General features: G+C 63.3%; 6 protein-coding genes. 3 read left to right on the forward strand and 3 right to left on the reverse strand.

The window, feature by feature from the left end:
* Window positions 1-3: 3 nt before the first annotated feature.
* From ACQS5P_RS11695 to ACQS5P_RS11705, 3 genes are all read right to left on the reverse strand, one after another.
* Complete coding sequence (locus tag ACQS5P_RS11695) at window positions 4-3,975, reverse strand: beta strand repeat-containing protein (protein ID WP_428936801.1); 3,972 nt, start codon at window positions 3,973-3,975, stop codon at window positions 4-6.
* 187 nt (window positions 3,976-4,162) lie between these two features.
* A complete protein-coding gene (locus ACQS5P_RS11700; protein WP_428936802.1) occupies window positions 4,163-8,044 on the reverse strand; it encodes a beta strand repeat-containing protein in 3,882 nt (1,293 codons plus the stop codon).
* 293 nt (window positions 8,045-8,337) lie between these two features.
* A complete protein-coding gene (locus ACQS5P_RS11705) occupies window positions 8,338-9,627 on the reverse strand; it encodes a diguanylate cyclase (RefSeq protein ID WP_428936803.1) in 1,290 nt (429 codons plus the stop codon).
* Between the two features lie 185 nt (window positions 9,628-9,812).
* On the opposite strand from ACQS5P_RS11705, the gene ACQS5P_RS11710 reads away from it, so the two are divergent.
* The 3 genes from ACQS5P_RS11710 to ACQS5P_RS11720 all read left to right on the forward strand — a co-directional run bounded on the left by ACQS5P_RS11710 (window position 9,813) and on the right by ACQS5P_RS11720 (window position 13,567).
* Entirely contained in the window at window positions 9,813-11,447 is a 1,635-nt protein-coding gene (locus ACQS5P_RS11710) for a sigma-54-dependent Fis family transcriptional regulator (RefSeq protein WP_428936804.1), read from the forward strand.
* A gap of 189 nt (window positions 11,448-11,636) precedes the next feature.
* Entirely contained in the window at window positions 11,637-12,674 is a 1,038-nt protein-coding gene (locus tag ACQS5P_RS11715) for a hypothetical protein (protein WP_428936805.1), read from the forward strand.
* Complete coding sequence (locus ACQS5P_RS11720; RefSeq protein WP_428936806.1) at window positions 12,671-13,567, forward strand: sugar phosphate isomerase/epimerase family protein; 897 nt, start codon at window positions 12,671-12,673, stop codon at window positions 13,565-13,567. The genes ACQS5P_RS11715 and ACQS5P_RS11720 overlap by 4 nt, the downstream gene beginning before the upstream one ends.
* The last annotated feature ends 88 nt before the right edge of the window (window positions 13,568-13,655 follow it).

Consider the following 13,655-nt stretch of genomic DNA (forward strand, 5'->3'; position numbering starts at 1 on the left):
CGATCACCGCTCCTGGCGGCCTGATCGCTTCAGCGACCACGCGCCCAACATGAACATCATGACACTCGCCGGCTCGGGAATCACGCCCGACTGCACAGCCCGCAACGCCGCCAGGTATTCACCGCCAAACATCCGGACATGCTCGGCAATGAGCGCTTCAGCGAGCGGACCCGCCTGGTTCACGTAGGCATTGTCGATCAACGCATAGTCCGTGGCGTCGATCGATCCGCTGTAGTCGAAGTCTCCATTGATCCAGCCACTGAGACTGTTGACATACCCGTTGTCGATCAGCGAGTAGTCGGTGGCGTCGATCGAGCCACTCAGGTCAGCATCCCCGAAGTAGGTGAACTTCACCAGGATCTCATTACCGGTCAGACTCTGCCCGGCGAAGCTCGTGTAGATTGGCCCGCTGCCGCCAACCTGAGCCAGGTCGTTCAGGACCACACCAAGGCCGTAGAGGAAGCTGCCGGCGGTGGTGTTCTGGACATTGGCCTGTGTCGAGCCGATGCCCGGCCCAAGCCAGTCGAACGCTCCGCCGTTCTCCAGGCCGCTCTTGATCTGAGAGCTGGTGGTCGCCAGGCTTGCAGCGTCAATGATCAGGTCGTTGTCGGCCAGGTCCCATCGCCCGGTCCAGTTCTCCGCCGTGCCGTCGATGAGAAGCGTGTTGACGCGACAGACGCCCGCGGGCGTGCCGTCGGGCACTTGTTGAGCGCGGCCAAAGATCCAGAGCGTCTGGTCGCGCAAGACACTGGTCGTCAGGTTGCCTTCCGGGCCGACGACCGTGGTGCCGTTGGCGTTGATGGCGCCGCTGCTGGCAGTGCTTTCAAAGTGCCTGGATCCCGGACCCGTGATGCTGCCAAGCCCCGTGACCGGCGCCAGGAACGCCGCCATGCTGCCCAGCGCGATATTAATCGTCCCGGCCGAGTTGTTGACTGGACCATAGAACGTCGCGGCTCCGTTCCCGACGACGGTGATGCGGCCCTGGTTGGTGATCGGCGGGAAAATATCGGTCGTCGCGCCGCTGAGAATGAAGGTGCCGGCGTTGATCAGGTTGCCCGCAAGGATCGCGCCACGCCCGGTCAACGTCCCATTGTTGGTCATCGAGCCACTGCCGAAATCGACTTCGCCTCCGAGCATCGAGATCCGCCCGAGGTTGACCCCAAGGCCCTGGGTGAAGCGAATGGCGTTGGAGCCCGTCTGGATCTGGCCGGCGGCAAGGTTCGACGCATTTGGGCCCGAGATGATCAGCTCGCCGCCTTCGGCGCGAAGGATCCCGCTGTTGATCAGTTGGTTGGCGATTTCGCCGCTCCCCTTGATCGTGCCGGTGTTGGTGATCGCGCCGCCGATGAGTCGCGAGCCTGGGGACTGAAGCGAAATAATCCCCGAATTGCTCAGGGGCTGTTGAAGGCTCAGCATGGAATTCGACGCGACGATCATCTGGCTGCTCGGGTTCGTGATGGAAATGGGCGAGGTAATGACCAGCGGGCGCGAGGGATCGTCGGCGCGAATGATGCCTCCATTCTGGACGAGATTGAGCGAGATGGTTCCACCTCCGGCGATCATGCCGCCTCCGCCCGCGACGCCAGCGTTGTTGCTGATCGATCCACTGCCCAGCAACCTGCCGCCGGTCAGATGGATCTGCCCGAGGTTGTCCACGACGCCCGGAACAAGGCTGGAGGTCGCCGGCACGGTGATCGAACCGGTGTTGCTGATGCTGGCGACCGCCAATGAGCCGCGAACAGTGACGCTGCCGCGATTGGTGAGTGCGGCGGCGATTGTTCCGAAACCTTCGAGGGATGCATCATCTTCGTTGATGAGTCCCATGGCCGGTGCAAAACTGCCGCCATTCACGATCGCGGTACCTAGATTGATCAGTTGCCCGTCGAACGTGCCACTGTTGAACACGAAGGTGCCGGCGTTGCGCAATGTGCCGGTAACGGTTCCCCCGCCCTGAGTAAACTTGCCATGGAAGATTCCGCCGGGCGCGTTGCTGGCGAACGTCCCGCCCTCAGACAGCAACAGCCCGTCGAGCAGAAGCTCGTTACCATTGGACAGCACGATCGTCGCGGGGTTGACTGACAGCGAGCCGCCGTTGAACAGGTAAGTGCCCGCGGCACCGGCGGCGCCGGGGAACCCGATCAGCAACAAGCCGTTGAAGTTGTTGACTCCGGCGGTGTGCTCAAAGCTGCCGCTGAAAACCGCACCACTTGCTCCGAAGGCATTCAGCGTTCCTCCGGCAAGCTGATAACGTCCGCCCCCGATCCCCAGCGCACCGTTGGTCGTCGGAAACCCTGGCAAAATGGCCTCCAGACCGACATTGGTGGTGCCGCTGGTCTGGACAAAGCTCCCGCTGACGTTCAGGTTTTGGGCAATCAGGGTCCCGTTACTGAGCGCATAGCTTCCTTCTACGTTCAGCGCATTGCTGGATACCTGGTTCGTCCCGCCGGTCTGGATGAATTGACCGTTGGTGTTGACGGTTTGTCGTCCGAAGACCGAGAGGCTTCCACCGCTCAGCAGATAGGTTCCCGTGCCCGAGCCGAAGCTGGGTCCGATGTCCTGGTCGCCGCCGACACCATGGCTGCCTCCGGATTGGATGAACGTGCCCGCACCACTCACGCCAATGAACTCATCCCCACTGACTGACAGGTTTCCCCCGCTGAGCGTGTAGACGCCGGTCGAGTTGGCGCCGGAGCCGAGCCGAAGTTCGTTCGTGGAACCGGAGATGCGGTGATCACCATCGGATTGATTGAAGATGCCGGTGCCGTTCTGGCCGATCGTCACACCCCCGGAGCGCAGGCTGGCGCCGGCGCCGTTGAGGGTGTAGACTCCGCTGCCACTGCTCTGTACTCCCAGTACCAGGGTTGACGCGTCGCAGTTGAACGTGCCGCCGGAGTGGTTGAAGCTGGCGACGCCGCTGGAGCCGATAGAAACGGTTGGCGACTGGAACGTAGTGAGTTGCCCAGTTCCGCTGAGATTGTATACGCCGATGGATGTAGTTCCCGAGCCGACGACGAAACTGGTGGTCGCATTATTGAAACCAGCCGAATGATTGACGGTCCCGCTGCCGTTGTTGCCAACGATGAACTGCGGACTCACGACGCTGCCGCCGCTGAGCGACCAGACGCCTCTGCCGCCGGCCCCGTTGCCGATGCGGATGCCGCTTGCGGTACTGGTGCCCACGCCGCCTGTTTGGGTGAACGTAGCGCTGCCCAGGTCGCCAACAATGATGCTTCCCGCGCTCAACACGCTGCTGAATCCGCTGCCGCTGAGGTTGTAGGCGCCGCTCGATAAAGATCCGGCGGCAATTCTCAAGACGCTGAATTGAGACATCAAAAACGAACCGGATGAGTGTTCGACCTGCCCCAGTCCAGTGTTGGCGACGATGACGTTTCCCGAGCTGACCGTTCCACCGTTGAGGATGATGTTGCCGGTCCCTGCGTCGCCGACGATGATGCTCCCGGCGCTGAGCACGCCGGTGCCGCTGATGCTGATGGTGCCGCGGCCAAGGAACGTGCCGGTGTTCATGCCCAGCGTCAGCAGCCCGTCCACCGTGTTGGTGCCGCCCGAAAGGTTGTACAGCCCCCGATCGCTGATGCCAATCTGCTCGGTGGCGGTGCGGAGCGTGTTTGCGCCCTGGGTCAGCGTGTTGGGGCCGTTGCCGGCGATCGAGCCATCCAGGCGGAAAAACAAGAGGGTGACGGGCGGGCCGGTGTAATCGTAGATCGCGGATCGCGCGTTCAGCCCGACTGCCCCGAGTATGCCGGCATCATCGCTGGACGTGGGCACGACGCCCCCAGACCAGTTCGACGGCGTGCTCCAGTTCCCACTGGTGACGACCCACGTGCGAACGACTCCCCACGCCTGGGGCGTGACCAGCCCGGGCGTCACCGCCAGAATGGCTGCTCCCCAGGCTCTGGCCCTGCTACGTGACTGTCGTCGCGGTTCGCCCCGATGTGCCCTTGTCTGAAGGCGCATGACGACCTCCTGCCCAGCCGGGCCTGTCTCAGCGCAGATCTCGAGGCCCCCACAGAGAAGTAATAGTCGATTCAGCGGTCAGACAAACATGCGAAGTAACGCATCCGTGCAAAACCGGCGCCCCGCGCCTCGCGGGGCAGACCTGCAAACCGCTGCCAGATCGCGTGCTGTGGCGGCCCCGAGGGGCTCACCGCGCCCGCCCGGCCGCGCGCACCCGACGACGCAATGCCGCCGCCGCGAGTGCCACCACTGCCGCTCCCGGCTCGGGAATCACGCCCGACTGAACCGCCCGCAACGCCGCCAGGTATTCGCCGCCAAACATCCGGGCGTGCTCGGCAATCAGTGCCTCGGCCAACGGACCGGCCTGATTCACGTACGCATTGTCGATCAGGGCATAGTCCGTTGCGTCGATGCTGCCGGAGTAGTCGAAGTCTCCATTGATCCAGCCGCTCAACGTGTTGACATACCCGTTGTCGATCAGCGAGTAGTCGGTGGCGTCGATGCTGCCGGAGAGGTCGGCGTCGCCGTGATATGTGAATTTGACCAGAACCTCGCCTACGCTCAGGGAGATCCCTGAGAACTCGCTGTAGATCGGCCCGCTGCCGCCAACCTGAGCCAAGTCGTTCAGGATCACACCCAGCCCATAAAGAAAACTTCCGGCGGCCTGGTTCTGCTGGGAGGCTGTGGAGCTCATGATGCCAGGCCCCAGCCAGTTGTACGTGCCGTTGTTTACCAGCCCACTCCTGATCTGCGTGGTGACGTCGTTAAGAGGCGTTGCGGTCACGACCAAGTCGTTGTCGGTCAAATCGATGCGTCCATTGGTCGAGGTTGCGACGGTGCCAACGCAACTGGTTCCCAACGTCCCGCCGCCAGCGGCGACGTTTGCGCGTCCGCCGTTGTCAGCCAACAACGTTCCTACGCGGAAATGCGTGTGCGTGATGTTGGCACTTGCAGTGGCGCGGTAGGTTCCGGCGCCACTCACCGGTCCCATCGACCCGCCGATATTGTTGATCGCCACAATCTTGCTGTTGGCTTCAGCGACCAGCGACCCGATTCCAGCGAAGCTGCCTCCCAGATCGCCAGCGAGAGTGACCTGTCCTCCGTCGCTGGCGCGGATCGTCCCGTTGTTGACGAACAGCCCTGCTGCGTTGTTGCTCGGATCCAGGTACATTTCCTTGCCGGCGACGTCGCCGACGATCGTTCCGTTGTTGATGACGCGCATTTCGCGGAAGGAGCCGTTGCCGCGAACCGTCTGGTTGGCTCCGATCGTCAGCGTCCCGCCGCCGTCCACCTGTGCCCGTGCCGCGTCGCTCAACAGTGCGATCATGCCGACGCCTTCGAAGCTGGCGGCGCCGGTGATGGTCAGGAAGCTGGCGTTGGCGCCCGCGTCGATGGTCAATTCGCCGTCATTGGTGAACGTCCCGAATACGTTCAGGCGCGTGTTGTTGCTCGTTGTAAGCGAGCACCCAGCCGAGAGCGTGGCATTGTTGATGTTTGCCGCGTGCCCTGGGGAGACAAGGATCTGTCCTCCGGCCGTCGTACTGTATGTTCCGCCGCTAACCGATACGTTGTTGAGTAGCTGAAGGATCGCACCTGCGCCGTCGGCGCGGTAGGTTCCGGCGCCGATGAAATCCCCGCCGAGGTCTCCCGCCAGGGTCACGATGCCCCCCGCCGACGCCTGGATTGTCCCGTTGTTCACGAACAATCCCGGGCTCGTGTTGCTCGCGTCCAGGTACATGTCCTTGCCGGCAACGTTGCCCAGGATCAGACCATCATTGATCACGCGCATCTCGCGGAAATGTCCATCGCCGCTGAATGTGTATCCGGAGGCGATGATGAGCGTACCGCCGCCGTCCACCCTGGCACGGCTGGCTGCGTTGCTGAGCAGGCGCGTCTGGCCGCCGCCGCTGAACGTCGTCGCGTCGGCAATTGTCAGATATGAGATGTTGCTGCCGGAACTGACCGTGAGCGTACCACCATTGTTGAACGCGCCGGACACCGTCAATCGTGAGTTATTCTCGACGCGAAAATCTGTTCCGCCAGTCAGTGTTGGACTCCAGACGGTGGCGTTGTGTCCCGCGGGCACGCGAATGATCCCGCCCCCAGTCGTGGCGTAGTTTCCTCCGATCACCGTGACACTATTCACCAAGTGTACGAACGCGCCTGTCCCGTCGGCGCGATAGAACCCGCCGCCCGTGAAATTGCCTCCCAAGTCGCCAACCAGCGACACGAAGCTGTTGGCCAGCGCCTGGATCGTGCCGTTGTTGACGAAGAGGTTGGCGGCAGCGTTGCAGGGGTCCAGATACATGTCCTGGCCGGGCACATCCCCGATGATCGTCCCATTGTTGATGGCGCGGATTTCGCGCAGGTAACCATCGCCGCGCACTGTCTGGTTGGCTCCAATCGTCAGCATCCCGGCGCCGTCGACTTGTGCCCGTGCTGTCCCGCTCTGGAGAATAACGGTTCCGCTGCCAGCCAGAGTGACCGGCGTGGTGATGGTGAGAAAAGCCTTGCTTGTTGCGGCGACGACATCGAGCGTCCCGTTGATCGTATAGGTACCTTCGCCGAGGTTCAGCCGCGAGTTGTTCGGCACGAGGAATTGGCTGCCGGTCGCGAGATGCATTCCGCCCAAAAGGCTGGCCGTAGACCCCGAGCGGACGCGAATCACGCCGCTTCCGCTGGTCGTGTAGGTACCTCCGGTGATCGTGACGTTGTTATACAGTTCGGTGATCGAGTCGTCCCCCATGGCCGCGATCGTCCCGTTGTTGATGAAGTCTCCGCCGAGGTCTCCGGAGAACACCACATAGCCGCCCGCGCTGGAGCGGATTGTCCCGTTGTTGACGAACAGCCCCGCTGCGGTGTTGTTCGAGTCGAGATAGATCCCGTTGCCAGCCAGCGCTGCGGTTCCGGAGTTGGCATCGATCAACCCGTTGTTGATCACCCGCGAGTTCCGCAGGGACCCCACGCCGCGGATTACCTGCCCGGCGCCCAGTGTCAGCGTGCTGCTGGCTTCGATGACGCCCGCGCCGCCACTGCCCGGCCAGTCGAGCTGGATCGTGCCCGCTTCGCTGAGCGACAGCGGGGCGTTGATCGTCAGGAAGCTTTCTGATCCGCTGGGACTGAAGACGATCGTCCCGTTGTTGGTCATGTTGCCGGATAGCAACAAGCGGGCGTTGTTCCGGATTCGCAGGATTCCCGAGAGGGATTCTGGCGTGATGCTGGCCTGATGTCCGGCTTCGATGACAATCTCGCCTCCGCCGGAGGTGGAGAAGATCCCCCCGGTAATGCTGGCGTTATTGATCAGCCGCACGACCGCGCCGACACCATTGGCTTGGATATTGCCACCGAGCGAGTTGAAATCTCCGCCGAGGTCTCCGGCAAGCGTCACCAGTGATCCGGCCAGCGCGCGGATCGTCCCCTGATTGACGAACAGCCCCGGGGCGGAGTTGTTGGCGTCGAGGTACATCTGCCCGGCGCTCTGGTAATTCTCGATCAATCCGATCGGGGAGTTAACAAAGCGGATGTTGTTCAGGGTTCCGCTCCCGCGAATCGTGCCATGGTTCGTTAAAGAGCCGCTGCCGGGGCCTTCGATTCGACCACTCGCGGGTGAACCAGTCTGATAGTTGAAATCGATCACGCCCGTGCCCGCGATGCTGGCTGCGGAATTGCTGAAACGAAGAAGCGACGTGCCGCTAACGGCGTTAAAGCTTAGCGTCCCGTCAATCATCGCGCTGCTTCCGCTGAGGTTCAACACGGAACTGTTATCGATGACCACCATGTCACCGGCATCAATCGTGAGACCGGCGGCGTTGCGAGTTTGACCGACGCCGGTGCCGAGCACGACGTTGGCGGTCGAACCGTCAATGCGGATGTCGGTGGTGGAGGTGGGGACGACGCCGCTGCTCCAGTTGCCTGGGACACCCCAGTCTCCCCCGCTAGCTGGGCCGATCCACGTCGCCTGGGAATTCACCGGCGAACAAGTCAGGCTCAGGATTGCTATCGATCCGGCTGCGGTAGGAAAGCGCTTCACCAGGCGAAGCCGACGGGCTGAGAAAATGTTGCGCGGCATGTTCCGCCTCCCTTCGTAGGCGGAACCCGGTCGGCAACCGGCTGGACCAGTTTCCGCCGTAGGACATGCGACGCAAACGCACCTGTTGGATGGAGGAGGCAACTGCTCCAGTCACCCGCCAAGGCGCCTGATGTGCTCAACGTCGATGAATCACTTGATCCAACACGCTGCTCGTCCCGCGAACAATGCGTGTCGCCGCGGCTAACCCACAAATTGTAACCAATACCACCCGTCGTGTCAGCGAAAATCCGCAAAACTCTGCCGCCCGCCGCCAGCGGCTTGGAGCGAAGCGTTCACGCGGCGCGGTGGGGATGGTAGGTCCTGATGCAGTTACGCTGGGCGTGCTTGGCTTCGTAGAGGGCCTGGTCGGCGGCGGCCAGAAGGCTGGCCAGCGTCAGCACGTTGCCCGCCGCGCTGCGTTCGGCCACGCCCATGCTCAGCGTTGGCTGCTGTTCGAGATTGGCGATGGCGTCGGAGAAGTCCACGGCTGCGAAGGCCTGGCGGAGCTTGTGCATGACCTGCTGTGCCTGAGCCAGCGGCGTCTGCGGCAGGGCGATGACGAACTCGTCGCCGCCGTAGCGAAACGCAAGGTCGGTTCGTCTGAGCGTGATGCGGACGCAATCGGCGAAGGCCTTGAGCACGTAGTCGCCCGCGGCATGCCCGTGGGCGTCATTGACCTGCTTGAAGCGGTCCAGGTCGATCATGGCCACGGAAAGCGGATGCCCGTGTCGCTCCGCCAGTGCGACCTCGCGCTCCAGGAGCTGATCGAGGGATCGGCGGTTGTAGAGCTGGGTGAGCGGGTCGGTCATGCTGCGTTGCTCGGCGTCTTCCAGCAGACTCAGCGAGGTCAACGCGGCGTGGGCGGTGTTGACGTAGGTTTGAGCCAGTTGCCTCAGCGGCTCGGTCCAGCACTGAGCGGCCGGCAGAAGCATGTGGACCACGCATTGGGTTTTTCGCCCGATGGTGAAGGGGATGCAGTAGGCCGGGTAGGACTCGACGGGATGGACCAGCCGCAAGGCGCGGTCGATGGCGCAGCGGGCCGGGGCGCCGTCGGGGCGAAACTGCCGAGGCAGATTCTGTCGCAGGCATGGACACAGCGCCGTTTCCATCTCCACCGCCAGCGACTCGGCACGAAGCAAATCCTCCGGGCGGCAGGCGCGGACCTGAATCGAGGGCGAGCCGTCCGGGTCGTGGCAGAGCACAGCGACGCCGGCAAGGCCAAGCTCGGTGTAAAGGAAGTGCGCCAGGCTCTGGTGGATCTGCTGGGGCTTGCCGGCGCCCTGGACGGTCTGGGAGAACTCCAGCAGGCGATCGACGGTGTGGGTTCGGGCGGACAATGCGGTGGCGGCGCGGTCATGCTCTTCCTGAAGCCGGCACAGCGGTCGCAGCATCCGGTATGCCGCCAACGACCATAACGCCACCACGATCACCGCCAGCAGCGCCACCGCTGCCAGTTGCGAGGAAGAAGGCAGCGCCTGCGGTGTGAGCATCGAGGTGAACAGCAGCGGTCCGGCAAGGATGCCGGCGATGCCCAGCAAGGTCAGTCGCAGCAGAGGCGATCGGCTGTTGAAGAACCCGCTCAAGGAATCTTCCTGCAAGCGCGACGGCAGGTCGGCGCGACCGTCACAGACCCGTTAAACACTATCGACCGGATGCTCGACGGGCTGAAATCCCCAAGAAAAGCGGACTCGACGATCTCTTGAATCCCTGCAATCCTTAATCCAAAACTTCGATTGATTAGCTTCTGCGCGGTGCTTAGATTATGGTCATGATGCAGGGCAACACGCCTATTCCAGGTGCACCTACGGGCGTAGCTGACCAGGAACTGGCCATTCTCAACGATATCGGACGGATTCTGTCCTCCACGCTGGAACTGCGCGAGGCGTTCGGACAGATCATGCAAATCATTTCCGATAAACTGCATATGCATCGGGGAACCCTGGTGCTGCTTGATGAATCGACAGGACGCCTGCGCACCGAGGCGGCAATTGGGCTGGCGCCTGATGACATCGAACGCAATCGCTTCGCGCTGGGCGAGGGAATCACGGGGACCGTGGTGGCCACGGGTCGGGCGCGCATCGTGCCCGACATTCGCAAAGAGCCGGACTTCCTCAACCGCACCGGACGGCTGAGCCTGGGCAGCGCCGACCAGCCGATCAGTTTCCTGTGCGTGCCGATCCGCATCGAGGGTCGCACCGCAGGCGCCCTGGCCGTGGATAAGCCCTACACCAGCGATCAGCAGCTCAAGAGCGACCAGATCTTCCTGGACATCATCGCGGCGTTTCTGGCGCAGGCGATTCAGATCAACCGGATGGTGCTGCGGCAGAAGGAAGAGCTGCTGGAGGAAAACGCGCAACTGCGGGCACAGGTTCGCGATCGCTATCGCTTCGAGAACATCATCGGCGATTCGCCGGCGATGCACGAGGTCTTCGCCACCGTCGGCCAGGTCGCCAACAGCCGCGCCACGGTCTTGCTGCTGGGCGAGACCGGCACCGGCAAGGAGATGATCGCCAAGGCGATCCACTACAACTCTCCGCGCAAGGACAAGCCGTTTATCCGGGTCAACTGCGGAGCGTTGAGCGGCACGCTGCTGGAGTCGGAGCTGTTCGGGCACGTCAAGGGCAGCTTCACCGGCGCGATCAGGGACAAGATCGGACGTTTCGAGGCGGCCGACGGCGGCACGATCTTCCTGGACGAGATCGGGACGATGGAGCCGCAGCTCCAGGTGAAGTTGCTGCGCGTGCTACAGGAGCGCGAGTTCGAGCGGGTCGGAGACACGCAGGTGGTCAAGGTGGACGTGCGCGTCATCGCCGCCACCAACATCGATCTTCAGGAGGAGGTCGCCAAGGGCAACTTCCGCGAAGACCTGTTCTACCGGCTCAATGTCGTGAGCATTTACCTGCCGCCGCTGCGCAACAGGCGGGAGGACATTCCGCGGCTGATCGACTATTTCCTGGACAAGTACAACCGGCTCAACGACCGCAAGCTTCGGCGGATCAGTCGCGATCTGCTGAACGTGCTGCTGCGCTATCCCTGGCCGGGGAACGTGCGCGAACTGGAGAACGCCATCGAGCGGGCGGTGGTGCTCAGCCGCGACGAGGATTTCACCGAGGACCTGCTGCCGCTGAGCGTGCGGATGTTCGCGCAGCAGCGCCGGATCAGCCAGTCCAGCGAGTCGATCGAGACGCTCACGCGCCGCCTGGCCGACCAGGCGATGGCGGATTACGAGCTTCGCGAGGGGGAAATCTATCAACTGGTGATCGACCAGATCGAGCGAGCGTTGATCGATCGTGCCCTGGCCCGGTGCAACGGGGTCAAGACCCGCGCCGCCGACTACCTGGGCATCAACCGCAACACCCTGAACAAGAAAGTCAAGGAACTGGGAATCGAGGCGCTGGATTGAAACGCCAGGCAACTCCCGGGCTTCGCCGCCACCGTTTTGGTCGCGGTTTTTTTTCGACGCAAAGCCTTCCGTTGCCCAAACCATCCGGCGGCGCGAGTGTCAACCTGAATGGATGGCGGGAGTTTGCGACGGAAATATTGTTGTGGACCAGGGTCCGGCAAGTTTCTATGCTGGGCTGGGAGATTAACCATGACCAACGATGTTGCCCCATTGGCCCGGCGGAAGTGGACGATTCACAGGGCAATGGCGTTGCTGGCAGCGCTGGCGGCGATGCTGGCGGCGGCGGGGCAGAGCCAGCCGTCCACTGCCTGGGCACAGACCAGCGGCGGGTATGCCCAGCCGGCGGCGCCCGCGGCGAATGAGACTCAAGTCGGCAGCGGTACCCAGCCGACATTGCCGCCCGCCGGAGCCGACTTGCTCCAGGGGTATCGTCCGTCCGGGGGTTATCCCGAAACGTACAATCCCAACGTGCTTTATCCCGGGCAGGAGCTACGCGTTCTGCCGGGCGCCCGTGCCAACGCCGTGGCCGCAAGGGCCGTGCTGCGACAGGCTGAATCGGCACTGGACCGCGCCGTGGCGGACGTGACCCGCGTGCACCTTCGCTCCGCGGAGCTTCAGCGGGCCATCGAGGAGGAACGCGCGGCCTGGAAGGCTCTGGAAGATGTCCGCGCCGAGGCGCTGTCGCAACTGAAAGACGATGAGAACTACCTTGCGCTTCAGCGGCTGAGGCAGCGACTGGCCGAGCAACTGGAGCAGCTTCGCCGCCGCGAAGAAAAGCCGTCGATCGATCAGATCGTGGCGATCGCCTCGCTGCGATTGGAGTATGCGATGACAGTCAGCGCGATGGAGGCGGCGGCAGTGGCGGCGAATCCGGCGGTGCGCGACGCCCGGCAGCGGCTGGTTCGCGCCTCGCAGCGGCTGCGCGAGCTTCGTCGACGCATGGAAGACGCGGTGCGCAACGACGAGCAGGTAATTCTGGCGCGACGCGCCGTGCAGGATGCGCGGATCGCCGCTTTGGCCAGCGACGCCTACTTCGTGGAGGCGCGCAACGTCGCCGAAATCGCCATGGACTACGCCTACTTCATCCGCAACAGGCCGGTGCCCTATTTCATCACGCCTTATCCGAACTATGGCGGATATGGCTACGGGTATCCGGTGGGGTATCCGATGGTCGGGTATCCGATCGGCTATCGCTATAACCACTCTCGTCCCGCGCCGCCGCGATGATCGCCAACACCAACGACGGCTCGTCGCGCCCGCCGCGCCTGCGGATCGACATCAACGCCGACAATGTCTTCGGCCTGCCCGCGCACAGCAGCGTGCCTCGCGGCGATCCGCGCGCGGTTCTGGAGGCGGTGAAATCCGCTGGCTTCCAGGGCATCCAGAGCAACAGCCGCGCCGCCATCGCGCGACAGGTCGGCCTGGGCGTCACCGGCTCGGGGCGGATTGACACGCCCGAGCAGGCCGATGTGCAGGCAGCCCAGGCCGCGAAGATCGGCTTCGACTGCTGCACCGTTCATGTCGGCACGGGCCTGGAAGATGACGATCAGGCCTGCCGGCTCGTCGAAGCGATCCTTCGGGCATCCGAGAAGCATCGCATCCCAATCTACATCGAGACCCACCGCGCCACCATCACGCAGGACATCTGGCGGACGGTGCAGCTCGTCAGGCGCTTCCCCGAGATCCGCTTCAACGGCGACTTCTCCCACTACTACACCGGGCATGAGCTGGTCTACGGCGACATCGAGGCCAAATGGCAGTTCATGCAGCCGATCTTCGATCGGGTCCGTTTCATCCACGCGCGGATCGGCACGCCCGGCTGTATTCAGGTGGACATCGGCCCCGACGGCGCCGGGCAGAGCTGCGTCGAGCACTTCAGGCAGATGTGGACGCGCAGCTTCATCGGGTTTCTCAAGGACGCCAGGCCAGGCGACTACCTCTGCTTCACGCCCGAGCTGCTGGGGCCGAAAGTCTTCTACGCCCGCACCTTCCGCAACCAAAACGGCGAGATGGTGGAGGAAGGCGATCGCTGGCAGCAGGCGCTGCTGTACGCGCGAATCGCCGCCGAATGCTGGGAGCAGGCCAACCGCCACACCTCGCCCAATACACGCATCTCGTGAGCCGGCCGAGCAGGGGACTGCTGCGCCGGACTTTGCACCGGCATGGCGTGTGGTTACATTCGCCCCCGCAGCAGATGCTGAAGCGAAG

The organism is Fontivita pretiosa, assembly GCF_050410795.1.
GTDB lineage: Bacteria > Planctomycetota > Phycisphaerae > Tepidisphaerales > Tepidisphaeraceae > Fontivita > Fontivita pretiosa.